Source organism: Paenibacillus sp. FSL R5-0636, from assembly GCF_037974255.1.
GTDB lineage: Bacteria > Bacillota > Bacilli > Paenibacillales > Paenibacillaceae > Paenibacillus_AQ > Paenibacillus_AQ odorifer.
This window is the reverse complement of sequence record NZ_CP150232.1, coordinates 5,284,938-5,300,492: the sequence shown is the minus strand read 5'-3', so window position 1 is coordinate 5,300,492 and position 15,555 is coordinate 5,284,938. Positions and strand designations below refer to the sequence as shown.

General features: G+C 44.7%; 23 protein-coding genes. 12 read left to right on the top strand and 11 right to left on the bottom strand.

What is annotated here, in order from left to right; all coding sequences use genetic code 11:
- Positions 1-311 precede the first annotated feature (311 nt).
- Entirely contained in the window at positions 312-815 is a 504-nt protein-coding gene (locus tag MKX34_RS24275) for a hypothetical protein (protein WP_076098561.1), read from the top strand.
- Positions 816-1,103: 288 nt separating this feature from the next.
- Here MKX34_RS24275 and MKX34_RS24270 read toward each other — a convergent pair whose 3' ends face one another.
- The 5 genes from MKX34_RS24270 to MKX34_RS24250 form a co-directional block, all read right to left on the bottom strand.
- Positions 1,104-1,778, bottom strand: coding sequence for a hypothetical protein (locus tag MKX34_RS24270; protein ID WP_076297511.1), 675 nt, complete (start codon positions 1,776-1,778; stop codon positions 1,104-1,106).
- A gap of 663 nt (positions 1,779-2,441) precedes the next feature.
- Entirely contained in the window at positions 2,442-2,651 is a 210-nt protein-coding gene (locus tag MKX34_RS24265; RefSeq protein WP_076297510.1) for a hypothetical protein, read from the bottom strand.
- Between the two features lie 86 nt (positions 2,652-2,737).
- Positions 2,738-3,727, bottom strand: a complete 990-nt coding sequence (locus MKX34_RS24260) for a hypothetical protein (RefSeq protein ID WP_081384049.1) — start codon at positions 3,725-3,727, stop codon at positions 2,738-2,740.
- Entirely contained in the window at positions 3,724-4,218 is a 495-nt protein-coding gene (locus MKX34_RS24255; protein WP_076103793.1) for a sigma-70 family RNA polymerase sigma factor, read from the bottom strand. Before MKX34_RS24255 ends, MKX34_RS24260 begins: the two co-directional genes overlap by 4 nt.
- A gap of 444 nt (positions 4,219-4,662) precedes the next feature.
- Positions 4,663-4,998 (bottom strand): hypothetical protein, encoded by a 336-nt coding sequence (locus MKX34_RS24250; RefSeq protein WP_076213969.1) that lies wholly within the window; start codon positions 4,996-4,998, stop codon positions 4,663-4,665.
- Between the two features lie 109 nt (positions 4,999-5,107).
- On the opposite strand from MKX34_RS24250, the gene MKX34_RS24245 reads away from it, so the two are divergent.
- A complete protein-coding gene (locus MKX34_RS24245) occupies positions 5,108-5,254 on the top strand; it encodes a hypothetical protein (RefSeq protein WP_170914301.1) in 147 nt (48 codons plus the stop codon).
- Positions 5,255-5,337: 83 nt separating this feature from the next.
- Here MKX34_RS24245 and MKX34_RS24240 read toward each other — a convergent pair whose 3' ends face one another.
- From MKX34_RS24240 to MKX34_RS24230, 3 genes are all read right to left on the bottom strand, one after another.
- Positions 5,338-5,499, bottom strand: coding sequence for a hypothetical protein (locus MKX34_RS24240; protein WP_155288176.1), 162 nt, complete (start codon positions 5,497-5,499; stop codon positions 5,338-5,340).
- A gap of 66 nt (positions 5,500-5,565) precedes the next feature.
- On the bottom strand, positions 5,566-6,117 hold the full coding sequence (locus MKX34_RS24235; protein ID WP_076142253.1) for an ImmA/IrrE family metallo-endopeptidase: 552 nt from the start codon (positions 6,115-6,117) through the stop codon (positions 5,566-5,568).
- A gap of 163 nt (positions 6,118-6,280) precedes the next feature.
- Positions 6,281-6,457: a YjfB family protein gene (locus MKX34_RS24230; protein ID WP_076098563.1), complete on the bottom strand. Its 177-nt coding sequence runs from the start codon at positions 6,455-6,457 to the stop codon at positions 6,281-6,283.
- A 149-nt stretch (positions 6,458-6,606) separates the two neighbouring features.
- On the opposite strand from MKX34_RS24230, the gene MKX34_RS24225 reads away from it, so the two are divergent.
- The gene (locus MKX34_RS24225) at positions 6,607-6,756 is read left to right on the top strand and encodes a hypothetical protein (RefSeq protein WP_155288175.1); all 150 of its coding nucleotides are present in this window, start codon (positions 6,607-6,609) and stop codon (positions 6,754-6,756) included.
- 81 nt (positions 6,757-6,837) lie between these two features.
- Here MKX34_RS24225 and MKX34_RS24220 read toward each other — a convergent pair whose 3' ends face one another.
- Positions 6,838-7,269, bottom strand: a complete 432-nt coding sequence (locus tag MKX34_RS24220; protein ID WP_036683407.1) for a NucA/NucB deoxyribonuclease domain-containing protein — start codon at positions 7,267-7,269, stop codon at positions 6,838-6,840.
- Positions 7,270-7,375: 106 nt separating this feature from the next.
- On the opposite strand from MKX34_RS24220, the gene MKX34_RS24215 reads away from it, so the two are divergent.
- Complete coding sequence (locus tag MKX34_RS24215; protein WP_038572821.1) at positions 7,376-7,792, top strand: cytidine deaminase; 417 nt, start codon at positions 7,376-7,378, stop codon at positions 7,790-7,792.
- Positions 7,793-7,966: 174 nt separating this feature from the next.
- Positions 7,967-9,442: a glycosyl hydrolase gene (locus tag MKX34_RS24210; protein ID WP_038572819.1), complete on the top strand. Its 1,476-nt coding sequence runs from the start codon at positions 7,967-7,969 to the stop codon at positions 9,440-9,442.
- Between the two features lie 73 nt (positions 9,443-9,515).
- On the opposite strand, the gene MKX34_RS24205 is transcribed toward MKX34_RS24210, so the two are convergent.
- Positions 9,516-10,004 carry a PH domain-containing protein gene (locus MKX34_RS24205; RefSeq protein ID WP_036683346.1) on the bottom strand — a complete coding sequence of 163 codons (489 nt, stop codon included), beginning with the start codon at positions 10,002-10,004 and terminating at the stop codon, positions 9,516-9,518.
- A 117-nt stretch (positions 10,005-10,121) separates the two neighbouring features.
- Between MKX34_RS24205 and MKX34_RS24200 the strand changes: the two genes are divergently transcribed.
- Both MKX34_RS24200 and MKX34_RS24195 read left to right on the top strand, forming a co-directional pair.
- Positions 10,122-10,682: a hypothetical protein gene (locus tag MKX34_RS24200; protein WP_076297509.1), complete on the top strand. Its 561-nt coding sequence runs from the start codon at positions 10,122-10,124 to the stop codon at positions 10,680-10,682.
- A gap of 215 nt (positions 10,683-10,897) precedes the next feature.
- The gene (locus tag MKX34_RS24195; protein ID WP_076128863.1) at positions 10,898-11,233 is read left to right on the top strand and encodes a YolD-like family protein; all 336 of its coding nucleotides are present in this window, start codon (positions 10,898-10,900) and stop codon (positions 11,231-11,233) included.
- Here the strand turns inward: MKX34_RS24195 and MKX34_RS24190 are convergent.
- Entirely contained in the window at positions 11,230-11,394 is a 165-nt protein-coding gene (locus MKX34_RS24190; RefSeq protein ID WP_172628852.1) for a hypothetical protein, read from the bottom strand. The genes MKX34_RS24195 and MKX34_RS24190 overlap by 4 nt on opposite strands.
- Positions 11,395-11,511: 117 nt before the next feature.
- Between MKX34_RS24190 and MKX34_RS24185 the strand changes: the two genes are divergently transcribed.
- From MKX34_RS24185 to MKX34_RS24165, 5 genes are all read left to right on the top strand, one after another.
- Positions 11,512-12,198 (top strand): M15 family metallopeptidase, encoded by a 687-nt coding sequence (locus MKX34_RS24185; protein ID WP_076297508.1) that lies wholly within the window; start codon positions 11,512-11,514, stop codon positions 12,196-12,198.
- 75 nt (positions 12,199-12,273) lie between these two features.
- A complete protein-coding gene (locus tag MKX34_RS24180) occupies positions 12,274-12,750 on the top strand; it encodes a WGxxGxxG-CTERM domain-containing protein (RefSeq protein ID WP_076297507.1) in 477 nt (158 codons plus the stop codon).
- 137 nt (positions 12,751-12,887) lie between these two features.
- Positions 12,888-13,163, top strand: coding sequence for a hypothetical protein (locus MKX34_RS24175; protein ID WP_143763789.1), 276 nt, complete (start codon positions 12,888-12,890; stop codon positions 13,161-13,163).
- Positions 13,130-14,119 carry a tyrosine-type recombinase/integrase gene (locus MKX34_RS24170; protein ID WP_076297506.1) on the top strand — a complete coding sequence of 330 codons (990 nt, stop codon included), beginning with the start codon at positions 13,130-13,132 and terminating at the stop codon, positions 14,117-14,119. The genes MKX34_RS24175 and MKX34_RS24170 overlap by 34 nt, the downstream gene beginning before the upstream one ends.
- 768 nt (positions 14,120-14,887) lie before the next feature.
- Positions 14,888-15,553, top strand: coding sequence for a sigma-70 family RNA polymerase sigma factor (locus MKX34_RS24165; RefSeq protein WP_076297505.1), 666 nt, complete (start codon positions 14,888-14,890; stop codon positions 15,551-15,553).
- Positions 15,554-15,555: the final 2 nt, after the last annotated feature.

The following is a 15,555-nucleotide window of genomic DNA, read 5'->3' as shown; positions in this document are numbered from 1 at the left end:
AATATTCTGAAAAACCTTGCAAAGTACCACTGGTTATCATTGTAGCCAATCTAGAATATTTCTAGTGTCATTTGTAGAGTACGGCAGTTTACTTCTCTGCCACTGCCGCTCTTGTTAAGGCGCATGCAGGTAGCTGTTCTTTGTTAGTAGGGGGATTTAATAAATTTCAGTAGAAGTTCTAACATTCATTTTAAATAAATGTTATAATTATTAAATCAGTGTGTAGAGATATTGGTCTTTTTTGTTGGGCCAAAAATATATGTCTCATGATACGTCTGCCATCTGAAATATTATTCACGGAGATGACAAACATGCATGGAGACAAAAGACTGCCCAGAAACGGAAAAGAAGGTATACTATTTTTACTCATTATTTCAATCATTTCAGTAAACACTATTGCCCCTATTATTGTGGGGTTGGAACGTGGCTTCAGTAAGGAAGTGTATATAGATACACTAAAGGTTATTCCGTTTATGTGGATGATCGTAGTTTTATCTGTACGATTAGTTGCAGGACCGATTGTCGGGAAAGTGATGCCGAAATTCATGGGACAAACAGATGGATTTAATGCAAGGATTCTGTTGAATACTTTATTGAATGTCACGGTGTTATCTATCTTACTATCAATTATCGGCACATGGGTTGGGACGAAACAAATAAGCCTGGATCCACTTAAAAATTTCCTTCACATCTGGCCAAGAAACTTTGGTATAGCATTTTGGATTGAACTGTTGGTTGCGCAGCCGATAGCAAGATTTGCGATGAAAACATTACACGCAAGACAGGATCGAAAAACGGAAAGTGTAAATGCGTAACTAGCTAGAATTTTGTAGACGAATAAGAAAAAAAGGAGCGTCCATGGTGGGCGTTCCTTTTTTATGTCGTAGTAGTCGGATTATAATGCTCAACAGGAGATGCTCGCGAATGACTGAACGCACAATGTAGAAGCATGCTCTAAATACTGCGTACTTTTGATTTGCCTTTGGGACAAATTGCTTCGTAAAGAATTAATCCAGCAATAACTCTAGCCCCCGGTCACCGCGGTTGAGTTTACAAGTACCCACTAAGGAGAAGTAACCGATGAAAACGAAAATACTCTTTTACTATCTGTGATAATTGCATTTACATGCACCGCAGTCACACTGGAGCCAACCACAAGAATAATGAATAGGGTGTGTCTCAGTGCCTAAAGGAGCATGACATCTCCAGCATTTAGTGTGACGTATTCCATATTTCATAATTTGTTTTTCTTTGATATGCGTTTGGAAGTATTCTTTTTGTGATTTTTTTCGTTTTTCTTCCTCTTCTTTCCTAAGTTGTTCATTTTGTTGAATTATGAATTTTCTTTCAGCTTCATTCTTTTTAATAGCGAGCGCTTCTTGAACGTACCCTTGAATTAAGGAAATATCATTTTTCAAGCAACATACTATCTCTGTTACATTCTGTCGTTCGTCAGAAATCATTCCATATAGGTTAACGCCATTGTTAAAGTCATCTTGCGATAAATTAAGCATATCAAGATTTCCTGACACTAATGAACGACTTATCATAACGTTTCCAATGGATAAAAATCCTGAACTCAATTTCATACTCAATATGCTATCTTTATGCAGATAATTATTACCTTTAATTTCAATGATGGCGAATTGTCTGTTTACTGTTGGAGTATAAGTTAATTTATTATCGATTTTTATAGTATTTGATTCCGAAAGTTTCTGATATTCTCTATTTTCTATTATTGTAAGAAGACCCTGTAATACTCCTTTGAAAAATCCCATATTATGTACTCTCCTTTTATTTAAATCAGGTTTATTTTACCATGTGAAATAGTTTAATAGTGAGGAAATTTGAATTGTATTTGACTGAGGATTAGTAACATAAGGACTCTGGAGTATGAAAGATTTGTTATGGACAGAAAAAAAGAAAGAGTTATCCGGTATCCGATAAAATAGCTGTTGGGGCACTCTTTCTTGCTGCAAACTTACTTATACTAAACACCAAACTTCGTTTGATTAGGGAGCATTTTTGGTATGAGGCTCCTATCGGACCCAGCTGACCCTTAAAGAGGTTTTTCTCCACATTTGCAATTCTAACGGACTCCATAGTCGCTATTGGCATAAAAAGTACCGCATTTGAGTCTCTTTCTAGGCATTAGCGTCCATTGAGTCCGAAACCATGCTCCAAAGGCTGAAAATCAGCAAATAGCGGCATCTAGGTCCGATAGCTCGAGGTGAAGGAGGTTAGTTCGTTAGCTCGTTAGTGCCATGCTCCTCGCAGATGTAGTTGCAGAAATTACAATGAGAAGTAGCCTATAAAGGAACAGTCAGTAGTTTCACCTCTGCAACCAGCATATCTAGTATGCGAGCTCATAAACCATACAGTAAAGCACAAAACGGCACTGCTCCAAACCATGAAATGGTTTGGAAGCAGCGCCGTTTTTGTTAGCAGTCAGCTAAATTCCTCCAATGGAGAGCAAGGCGACCGAAACGATGTACCCAATTGCTTCCGACCGCTGGCCCAATCGCAATCTCAATCTCAATCGCGATCTCAACCGCAGTCCCAACCGCAGTTGCAGCCCCGATCGCAATCGCGATCCCAACCACAGCCCTAGTCGCAGTCCCGATCGCAATCCCAATCCCAATCCCAATCACACTCCTAGTCGCATTTCGCAGTCCCGATCACAGTCCCAATCCCAACCGCAGTCCCAACCGCAGGCCCTGGGTATCCACCAACATCCCTAAAGTTTCATGCTGTCCCACAGCTGCTGGAATGCCCCGGATTCGACCTCGAAGAATACCGGTGCCTGACCGTAGCGTACAAGTCCTTGACCGAACAGCGTCAGCTCTACTCGGGCGTTGTCTTCCAGCTGCAGATAGATGATCTTGCGGTCTTCGCTGTCGTAGATGCCTTGCTCGATCAGCGGCTCTGCTGCCAGCGGTTTAGTCGCTTGGAGTGCTGTCAGGAAGCCATCAAGCGCCTCGCCATTGGCGATTGGCGCCTGCTGCTGGAGGCCGTTGTTCCAGCTGTTGAAGCTTTCCCACTGAGCTGAAGTAACTCGGCCTTCAAGATTCAGCTTGCCGAATAGGTCGGCGCCGCTGTTTATGGTGATGCCGTTCGTGTGCTCATACAGTTCAGCGAATACCTCGCCGTTGATTTCCGAATAGGACATAATCAGGAAGCTGGAGTCATAGCCCTTCACGGAATAGAGATCCGTTTCGCCGATGTTCGAGGCTAACTCAATATATTCGTCGTTACCGCTCCATTCGTTGATGCCGCCTGTAGTGCGTCCTAACTTGTCACCGCGCAGAGCGGCAGCATCGGCAGCGTCGATGCGAGTCGCTGACTGTGTGTAAATATTATTTTTATACACGACCAAGGCGATCATATCTGCCTTCACGCCAGATTCCTTATCTGGCAGTTTCAGCTTGGGAATGACAATGCTGCCCGATGTAGCTGTGCCCGAATTGCCAGCATTGCTTGCACCCGGAGTTACCTGGGCAACCTGCCCCGGGGAGCCCTGACTGTTCAACTGCTGCCATATACTAGGCCCAGCCAGACCGATTCCTGCGGCGAGCACGACACTTGCCGCGATATAAACCGTCTTGCGCGGACGTTTCCGCTCCTGCCGCTGCTCCATTTTGTCGAACAATTCTTTTTTCATTTCTTCACCTGGTTTCATCGAATCCACCGCTTTCTTATATGTTGTTCGAAACTGATCTTCCTTCACTGTGGTTCCACTCCTTCCAGCTCCAGTTTTAACAGTTGCCGTCCCCGCTGAAGTCTCATCTTCACAGCAGACTGGCTAATCTGCAGAATCTTGCTGATCTCCTGGATGGGATAGTCCTCGTAATAATAAAGATGGATTACGGTTTTATACTTCATGGGCATCGCCATAACTAACTGCAGCAGAGCCCAATCCTCGGGGCTGTCTGCCGCAATTGGCTCAGCGCTCTCCAGCTTAACCTCGCGCTTGCGCCAGCCTCTGCCCAGTAGTGTTTTACAATGGTTGGTGATTACCCGGATCAGCCATGCCTTCTGATGTTCGGCATCTTTGAACTTTGGCGCTTTTTCTATTAGCTTGATGAAGGTATCCTGAGTGGCTTCTTCGGCATCTTGCCGGCTGCCTAGATGGACCAAAGCGATCCGGAACAGCATATCTGCGTAGATTTCGTAACTCTTCATCACATGATTTCCCGGCCGGGTCATGGATCGCTGCATGATACTGTGCCCCCCTTTACCTATAACACCATTTAGGACGGCATTAGGTCACATTTTGTTCCTGAGAAAATTTCTTTGTGTTTGAGAGTAGAGAATGCCTATTCATAAATTATCGCCAGAGGGTTATGGACTCAGAAGTCGTTATTTGCATATAAATAGACTTTTGAGCAAGTTCGCGGACCCCAGTGACGCTATTCCTTAAAAAGTGGGCCTTGTAAGGTGTTTCTCATGCCAATAAAGGCGATGGGGTCCGTTACACTTCGAAATGGAGGGTTATGCAACGCATAAGATCAACTGTGTCCGATAGCTGCTAAGCACCACGCCAATATTGTCTACGCAAACGATGGTTACTTATTTAGAACAGGGGAGATCAAAAAAACGCATTTGCCCAAGCACCAATTGCTGACTGCTGGACAAACGCGTCTTTTTAATAGAGTGACTCCTTCACGGGAGATCCTCTTCGATATGTTTATATGTATAGCTAGGATCATTACCTTTAACAGGAGCCCTGCTGTATTGATAGATCCTTCCATTTTCTTTTCGATAAAAGTATCTTGCGTAGGGTTCGTCTGCGAAAATCACCGTGGTACTTACGAGGGGAGCTTTGGCAATCTGGGTGTATACTTTATAAAAATCTTCCTTCTTATAATTTCTCGTCTCTATTAGATAATGAATGACTTCTCTGTTCATATGATTTCGGAAGGAGTGGAGGGCTAAGGATGTTATTCCACAGATTAAAAGGATTAGAACGATGAAGATTAGTTTTGTATTTTTCTTCATTAATTCCCTCCATATAGATAATTTGTATATAGTATAAGATAATATACAGAGACTATTATGTCATTCATAGATATCTTGTAAATGTACAAATAAGAAAGGAGGTAAGAATATGACGCAGGAAGAAGAGAAAATACTGGAGCTGGAGCAGCGAATTAAGGTGCTGGAAAACCAAGCAAGGCCGAGGCTGCCGGGGATGAAAATTTTATGGTTTTTAATTTGGGGTTGTGTAATACAAAAAGGCAGCAAATACCGATAGTAATCCAGGCGTAGGCGAATGAAGAATTGCCGGGACATACTATATTTGCTGCCTTTTAACTTATGAAGAATAATGATTCTCTTTTAGTCTTCTTTGGGTTCTTGCAATAAAATGGAGAAGGTCCCCGTTTCGTGATCCACCTCAATCGTCTCAATGCCCACAAAATCCGGGATTTCGGGGTGTACTGCATCTACATTATAATCCGGATGAGTCAGTAATAATTCAATTACTTTAATGGCTTCCATGTCGTTCCCCCTCACGAGAAATTCCACCATAAATGAATATGCAGAGAACTATTGCAACTAAGCTTATTATCTCCGTGATCCGTTGCGAATATGTGTCAGTCGTTCTTCGTTTCTTCCCATCACGGCCAATAATTGCCCTTGGAACACACGTCTTTGGATCTGATCAATCCGCTGTAAGGCCAGCTCGGCAGGTACTTGGAATTCTGCTGCAAGATAGGAGATGGCATCTTCCCGTTGCTCAGGCAATGTCATGCGGGAGATCATGGAGTAAGGCGTCGCCGCATACAAGATAAAACGCTCTGATTCGTCCTCCTGTGCCCGCGTGAAATGCTCTGGCATCAAGGTCTGATTATCGCTGCCATGGCGAAGTAGATGACACAGTTCATGAAGAAACTCTAGCCGTTGAAGATTGGCTGGAAGGCGGTTGTCGATAAACAGGCTGTACATTCCTGCAGACGCTTCAATGCTCTTGCTTCTCACATCCAAATAATGAACCCAGATATTAAGCCGCTCTGCAATATACGATATTGAAATTTGCGAAGGCTGATGAAGATTTAATCGCTTGTATAGATCCTCCGTCCATTTCTCAAGCACAGTCATTTGATAATATGATTTCATGTTCTCCAACTTATTCACCTCGTTTAAAATCACTAATAAATCACTAATGGGATCGTATGTTCGCATAAATGCGCAAAAGAAAAGCCCGAAGGGCTATGTAGAGTAAAAAAAGTCTAAGGATACATAGGAACGTTAGTTCTCATGTACCCTTAGCATAAAGCAATTACACACTAATATCAAGTGTTTTTCCCAAATTCGGAGCAACGCTTTTGCCCAGCATTTCCACCATAGTTTGGCTCTGGGTTTCAGCCTGATTCTTGGCAATATTCATGACCTGTATCCCAACATTTTGAGCTAAGGATGCTTGGCTCATTGCCATTGATAATGCAGCTATATCCATATTGCACCTCCTTTGTGTATATCCTGTTTATCGACTGTCCGCCTTCAATTCATTAGGTGATTGGCATTTGTTTGCCAATTCGCCCAAACGGCTTATCTCCTTTTTACATATCTTGTGCTGTAGTCATTAATCATTAGGAGGAATTGAAAATGGGTATGGAACATGGTTGTGGTTGTAACGTAGGTCCGGTAGTAAGTCCAGCATCAGTAGGTCCGGTGTGTAGTCCTTGGACTTCTACAGGAGCAATCCTGGTACTTTTCATCTTGCTGGTTATCATCACTAAAGCTTGCTTATTCTAAGTTAGCTGATGTGAAGTGTAGCCCCGTCTGGCGAATGCCAGGTGGGGCTATTCTGTTGCCTGGGGATGGTCAGACAGATCGTTATTTAAACATAAATTCCACCCGGGTTCCGTCTGCATAATCCTCCAGCTGATTGCCAACCCAGCTTCCTGCCCCGCGGTTATCGCTTGGCGTTATGTATTCAATGTCGGCACCAACGCCGCCTTCCTCACACATAGCCATTGGCCATTCATCCCGGTCATATCCCTTTTTAGTAGGGATCCCTTTTAAGGACTCTTTGCGGTTCTCTTCAGCCTGCTCTCGGTTAATCGTACATGTGGCGGATTCACCTTTCGCAATGGCATCCTGAATATGCTTGGCGGTCTCAGGATAGCGGTCTGATGGGAAGGTTAGCTGAACAACACTCGAATTGGATGGAGACGAGGGGTCTGTAGGCTCTCCGTTTTGTTCAAACCAGTAACTAGCCAAAGCAAGTAATGCAACAATGATGAGACTGGAGATCCATTTTTTCACTTTCAATTCTGCTCCTCCTTTTTTGGCACTTAAAATAGTATATCTTATATCATAATTCAGTGCGATTTAATATAATTAGGTAAAATAAAGGAGGACGTAACTGGATATGGAGTACATAATTACCATTGAGGATCAGACGCTTATTACGGCTGCCGAAGATATAATTACCAGACGTTATGAATGGGGGCGTCATCATGTGGGTGCAGCGCTTCGTACTAAAACAGGAGAGATTTTTACAGCGGTACATGTGGAAGCCAGCATGGGGAGGATTACAGTCTGTGCAGAAGCGATGGTGATTGGCAAAGCGATATCCGAAGGTTATAAGGAATTTGATACGATTGTTGCGGTAAGGCATTCTGATCCAGACAGCGAGGAAAAAGAGATTAAAGTAGTCTCTCCCTGCGGCATGTGCCGAGAGTTAATTGCGGATTACGGAATAGACTGCAAGATAATTGTATCGGAGGATGACCGATTAGCTAAATATGAAATCACTGAGCTATTGCCTTTAAGGTACACGAGATAAGAAAAAAAGTAATGAGGAGCCGCTGAGCTCCTTTTTTTGTTGAGCCGTGAAATTATTCAGCAGTTCCTTATATCGTCCCAACTTATTTTACAACTTCATGTCCATTCGCTGAGTTCATGTCACTATTGTCCCCATACTATAACTTAAAAAGATTTAAAAGGATGGTGAGAATAGATGGAGCAGCGGATTATTCGTCAGATGGTTGATTCAGCATCAAGGTTCGTGGGCGATGTGCAGTGGCAGATGGCTTTTCGCAGATTACAAATGGCTCCGGCGGATTCGGGACTGTCGTCCTCGGCTCAGCTATTGCTGAATACCCTCTATTACTTGCAGGGAAAGGGTGTGATAAGCGGCCAACATGATTATTTGGAAAGTGCAGACGAGCTTATGGAGAAGCTTAAAAATACCAGTGGGCAATATGCTGCGCTTCATGGCTACGAGCTGGGCGCAATCAATAATCAGTCCCAGGCTCTAATTGACAATCAGCGGAATTGGGTCGTCAACAGTGCGATACGCTGGTCTAGAGCCGGCGGGATCGTAACGATGTGTTATCACGCTGCATTACCGGGGACAGCGCCAACTTGGGGGAATGTAAATACGAGCCTAAGCAATGCTGATTTTGATAAATATATAACCTCAGGTACCACCCAGTATAATGCGCTGTTAGCTGATCTGGATAAGATAGCCCAGTCGCTGAAAAAGCTTAATGACGCAGGGATTCCTGTACTTTGGCGGCCGTATCATGAAATGAATGGTGGATGGTTTTGGTGGGGGCAAAAGAGCAATTACGCTGCATTGTGGAACCTTATGTTCGATCGTTTTACCAATTATCATAAGCTGCATAATTTATTGTGGGTTTGGAGTCCAAATGCAAAAAATCAGTGGTGTGATGAGCCGGCAGAATACTATCCGGGCAGTGATAAGGTAGATGTGCTGGCGCTCGACATTTATGACGCGGATTTCAAGATTAGCCATTATGATAATTTATGGGATCTGGGTCGTGGCAAGCTGATTGCGATTGGTGAGAATGGAGAGCTTCCGTCTGCTGAACTGTTGTCCAAAACGCAGCCCAAATGGTCTTATCAGCTGACCTGGGGGAAACTCCTCTATGAGAAGAATACCGATGCTGTGATAAAAGCTTTTATGAACGACAAAATGGTATTCACACGAGAGGAGTATGCTGCTGAGGCCGCCGCTTTCGCTGCTATCGGGGATAGTGTGCTGGAGAGTGGACTCTGTGGGCAATACTACAATAACATGACGCTTAGCGGCACACCTGCACTTTTGCGTACGGATGCCAATATTAACTTTTCATGGAGACAAGGTTCGCCTGATCCTGCCATTCGTGTAGATGCGTTTTCTGTGCGGTGGAGTGGGAAGCTGACGGCTGCTTTTAGCGAGATTTATACGATTTATTCCTACTCTGATGATGGGATACGGGTATGGATTGATGGCGGGCTAGTCATTGATAGTTGGGTAAATCAGAGCGGCCAGGAACGAAAAGGAAGCATAAGTCTGATTGCAGGTAAGCCGTATGAAATAAAGGTGGAGTATTATGAGAATGCGGGCGACGCCCGGGTTGTTTTGCAGTGGGAGAGTCCTAGCCAGATCAAGGGGGTTATCCCAGCGGGGGCATTTTATCTTCCTTAAAAAAGAGTACTTCAAGTGTACAAGCGCAAGCAAAAAGCCCCGGTTTTCCGGGGCCTTTTTACGTATGAGCGTCTTAAATTTGTTCGCGGTAGCTAATGTTGTTGGCGATCTTCTCGTCACGAACGGCTTTGCGCAGAACATCTTTGACGGTTTGGGCATCATGGATTTTTCGAAAAAGAAGCTGAGGCGCTGAGGCATCATCAGAAAATACAGTTAATGACCCGATGCCAAGCATCCGGTCCATTATTGACTGTTTCACGGATAAATCGCGTACGCGCAGCAATTCGATTTCTTCAACATTTTTACCGATAAGTCCGGTCTTTAACATAATGCGCTGACTTGTAATGGTATATGAAGTTGTGTTAAGAGCTATAATTCCTTTAAGTCGATCTGAGATGCCGGCAGGTTTGCCTTTCCAGAGCACAACTTCTTGATTGACATGATTATCTTCTGCTGGTCGATGGGCGGTCACTGGAGCGGTACCGTTAAGGCTGGTTCCACATTCTCCACAAAATTTAGCGCCCTGCTTGTATTCCGCTCCACAGGTGGTGCAATAAGGCATAAATACTCTCCTTTCCTGATCACAATTAAAATAATTATAACATAACAGTCATTTTACATATATTTCATTTGCGCTTTACACAAACCGACATTATCCTGTTAAGTGGAGGGATAAATAATGAAAAAAGCTTTACTAATAGGAATGCTGATGATGACTGTCATCCTTAGCGCCTGCAGCAATAATTCAACTTCATCGGCACCTGCCACGAAGGAAGAAGTGCAGGAGACCGTGCAAAACTTCTACAATGAAATGTCTAAACTTGAAGAGTCGGGAAAATCTTCTTTAGCGGAGTTCAATGAAGCCATTACGGGTTATTCAGCAGGAGAACTCACGGACAAGCAGTTGGAGAAGAAAATTAAGCAATTCCAGAGTACCGCAACTGATTTATCGAATCAAGCCGAGAAAGTAAAAATTTCCTCCAGCTTGCCTGAAGACATTCGTAAGTTGCTTGAAGAGTCTAAAATTTCCTTTGAAAGTGCTTATTCTTTAAAAAAAGAGGCTTCTCAGGGCGCAGATTCCGCAAATGTTACGGCTGAGCAATTTAATGAATTGAATCAAAAGGCTGATATAGCGATGTTGTTCGGTATCTCCAAGCTTAATGAGGCAAGAGAAGCAACTGGACTTATAGATTCCGAAGGTGAAGCTACCTCGGTATCTGGAGATGTTGTTCAAGAATAAATCAAATCAGGCGCTGTGCAGTTTATCTGTCAGCGTCTTTTTGCTGCGAATTTTAGCTTGAATAGATATACATTATTATACATCTTCTAGATAAAATAGAGATTCCGAAAAAGGTATCTTTTTCCTGATTATTGATTAATATGCGAAGATGCGGATATAATACAAACATACGTTCGTGTTCAGAGGAATAGATATATAATTAAGGAGGGGTTACCATGGGCAAAAAGCTGGAGAAAAACGGGCTGTGGGAAAGCAGCCGCATGATGCTGCCGGAGCATAAGATAAGAATTATAAGAGATGAACGGGAAACGCTGCGCCGCATCAAGCCTATTCTGGATGAGCAGAAGCTGGAGGAGATCGAATGTACACTGGCGTTGTCGTTGCGGAGTCATGTACGAGTGACAGTTGTTCTTTTTGACCCTTTTGAAAATACGATGTTAAGTGGTTTTGTGACTTCCATTCACACCCACTCGCGTGAGTTTAAGCTGCAGTGGGCGGAGGAATGGAAGTGGATCGATGTGGATGATATTGTCGAGGTCTACATCGTTTAATGCTGAGAACCGCTGCCTTCGCTTTTCTCATAAGCGATTAAGGTAACTGTAGGGTTACCGGTCAGATGTGCAATGGAAGCTTCAGCATTCCGAATAATTTCCAGTGCTTCTTCCTGTTCACTAAGGGCTGCCACTTTATAGCTATCGCTATGGATATCCATATGTCTCCCACCTTTCGTTAAATATTTTGTCCTTTTTTGTGGAAATCATCCTAAGGGGGACAGGGGTACAGGCAAATAGGGCAAAGGGATCATTGAATATACCAAAGGGGTGATTCTATGCTGACTTTGGAGCAATTGAGGGAAAAATCCGCGGCGCGTCTGGTCGGGCTTCATCCTGTCTTGGCGGCAGGTGCGAATGTTTTGATTCAGCAAAGCCATGCGAGAGGAGTCCCTATCGTTATTACTCAGGGTCTACGGACCATTGCTGAGCAAAATGCTTTGTATGCGCAGGGTAGAAGCAAACCGGGGCCGATAGTTACCAACGCTAAAGGCGGTACCAGCTATCATAATTATGGTCTTGCGTTTGATTTTGCGCTTTTGCTGCCGAATGGCACTAGCCTTTCTTGGGATATCAATCGTGATGGTGATAAAGATAAGACTGCGGATTGGCAAGAGGTTGTACAGGAGGCTAAACGGCTTGGTTTAGAATGGGGCGGAGACTGGACTTCTTTTAAAGACTATTCACATCTGCAGATGACTTTCGGTTTAAGTATAGATCAACTTCGGGCAGGTAAACGTCCAACGACGGACCAAGCCAAAGAGGCTTTAAAAAAGATTACCGGAGGGGATGATCAGGTGAACAAAGACGTTACAGTGACCATTAACCTAAACGGCCGTAAGCTTACCGATGGCGTTCTCGATACCGGAATGACCTATGTGCCCATACGTGCGCTGGCTGAGGCACTTGGAGCAAAGGTTACTTATGATGCTGTGACCAAGACAGTTAATGTAGTAAAAGAGTAAAACCATCATGCATAGATAGTGCCGTCCAAGGGGAAATTATCAGTGATAACTAACCTTAAAGGGAGGCATAACACTGTGAACAAGCTGATAACAAGCCTTGCATGCGGTACTGTATTATCAATGAGTCTAATGGGAGCTAGCTATGCATCAAATGCCGTGGGATCAGCAGCGTTGGGCGGTATCCCAGCCGCGAATACCGGGATGGATGGTACTGCGGAACACACTCGGATGATGAACACGGAAGGCAGTCTAATGAACGGCACTACCGGAACGCTGAATCAGCATGAGAGCATTATGAAAGATAAGATCCGCATCGATGATAATTACAGACCTAACAACTACAACACCAATAACTACAATGACACCCGGAACAACTACAGAACCAACAGCACTGTCAACCCGGCAACCAACACCACACAGACCGGCAAATACCGTGCAACTAGTACAACAACGAATGCTGCAACTAACAAAGGATCTAACTGGGGCTGGCTCGGTCTGCTTGGACTTTTGGGTCTTGCCGGAATGAGAAGCAGAAGTGACGAGCGCAGATAATCCACGTCAATAATAACCCGTGTCGGTTCTGGCTGAACGGGTTATTTTTATTGTGAATAATTTTTTTTCGAAAAAGGATTGCGCGTTATCGATATTCATGATATTATATTTCTTGTCGCGTTATATGTGAACAACGTATGAAGCTTCAACACATAATATGCCGGGGTGGCGGAACAGGCAGACGCACAGGACTTAAAAGAAAACGTGTGTTCTCGTTTGTTAATCCGCATAGCATTACGGTGTCGGTGCGTATCCCTTACGCATCCCAAACGGTATTTATTACGCTAGTCCTACGAATCGCAAAATACGGAAACCTGTACGCCTGCATTCGCTTTATTCGTCATCAACCAACGAATAGAACGATTGGAGGCGTTTATTTATGTCCACAGAACGGAAACGGCGCGTTAATTTAGCCGCAGCCGGACGCAACTCATCCGCAACAGAACTCCCGCCAGAATCTACGGATTTCGAAGCCGCTAGAGCCGCCTTCTTACGCTACTGCCGCATACGCAATCTCTCCGATAAGACCCTCGATTATTACCGCGATACACTGAAAGAGCTTGAACGCCAATTGACCACGTTAGAAATTGAGCGTCCGATGGACATAACGCGCGAACACTTGATGGACGCTTTAGAGACGAAGCGCAGCGAAAAGATTAAACGCGGGCGCGCGGCTACTCCCGCGGATGCGACGATGAATAAATTAATACGGGGCTGGCGCGCCTTCTTTAACTGGATACACACCGAAGGTTTTATTGATACGAACCCATTTAAGGGGATCGGTACTATTAAGTCGGAGCGCCGCATTATCGAGACGTTTTCTAATACGCAGATTAAAACGCTACTGGACGCGCCGAACCGATCGACGTTTACAGGATATCGTGATTATGTACTAATGATGACGCTACTCGATACGGGCGTTCGCGTAAGTGAGCTCGCAGGCTTACGCTTGCAGGACGTAGATTGGCGCGACCGCACGTTGAAAGTTTACGGTAAAGGGCGTAAGGAAAGACTCGTGCCATTTTCGCGCACACTTGAGAAACATCTACGCGAGTATACAGAGATGCGCGGCGTTATAGATACGGATCACATCTTCGTCAATATTGACAATGAGCCGTTCCAGGTGCGCGGCATTCAGCAAGCAATTCAACTTTACGGACAAGCTGCGCGGATTAAAGGCGTCCGTGTCTCTCCGCATACGTTCCGGCATACCTTTGCGAAGATGTATATAATGAACGGTGGTGATTCGTTTAGTCTGCAGAAGATACTCGGACACACCTCGTTGGAAATTGTTAGAATGTACGTGAATTTATTTGGAACGGATGTAGCGAAGCAGCACGCAAAGTTTTCACCGCTGGAACGTTTATAAAAATTGGACAAGCATAACGTCGATCTCTTCGGAGGTCGGCGTTTTTTTATTTTCCGTAGATGGTGCGGGAGCCTTAAGTCATTGCGGATATCTACGTATAAGGCACGCGGGAATTATTTTACGCAAAAGTGTGCGGCATTAAATCGGACGTCGGCTTTATTAGTGTAAGCGGAGGGAGGCGCACAAATGGCGCAGGGTAAACGGATATTTTTTGTACTATTTCACACAAACGTTAACCCAAGCGCGCTACACATCCGTATCCATCACGCTCAAATAGCGCTGCAAATCGCCACCTTACGTATCACCGTTAAATCACCGTGAAATTAGCGGTTGAGATATGCGGGAGTGATAAGTCTACCCTCGCGCTATAAAAACGCCTAAATCAACGGTGATTTAACGGGGGAATGACGGAGGGCGAGCGAAGGGTGCGGGCAGGATCGCGGCGGCGGGGCGCATCGGTCATGTTTTATCTCTTATATTTTAAAATCCGCGCAGTTAGATATGTGTAATACAAGTTAATCCGCGCGTATTCCCTTTATATGTTCCGTATAAGGGTCGATTTGTACCCGTTACGGAGTTTATTAAGAACGGTAGTGATTAATAAACTAGATCTTAAGGTCTTAAATCTTTAGATCTTAAGTACTTTAAAGATTTATAAAATAACACAACGCCGGCCCATTGTCAACACCTATTTTATCCGCCGACTTATTTCCCGGCCTTATCGCGCATTGAATTTGCACTATTTCACACACGGAGGTATCAACGCTCATGAACGCTAGATTTCCCGATAACCCGTTACTCGGTCCGCTATCACGCGCCGACTTCATTACCGATAATTTGCCGCTAGTCGATACGGTCGTCAATCGCCATTTTCGCTCGCAGTGCGCCACTACACGAACGCCACTAGCGGACGCAATCAGCGAAGGTTCAATCGGTCTCATTAACGCTTACGACCGCTATAACGATTCGGCTGTACCGTTCGGCGCGTTCGCCTTTCCGCACATTTACGGTGAGATCGCAAACGCGCTATCCCGGCGGCCGACTACCGGCATTAAGATACCGGAGTGGTTATATCCGCTTATTAAACAGATAAACGCCGCAGGTTTAACGGACGAGCAGCCGGAGGTTGTAGCGCAGGAACTCAGTATTACCGCAGATAAAGCGCGCCAGGCTCTCCGTTGTATACGGATTAAGTCTACGGATGCGCTGCCGGAAAAGGATACACGGGGCCATTCGGACGACTATACGTACCTTGACGCGGATACTTTCCTCGCGCGATTAAAGCCGCAGCCTAAGCAGATCATCCGCATGTTGATGGCGGACTATTCGCAGTCAGAAGTCGGTCGTGCGCTAGGCATGTCGCGCCAATCCGTTCGCGCTACGGTATTACGTGTCCGCGAGAATTACGAACGTTACGAAAAGATCAGCGCTTAATA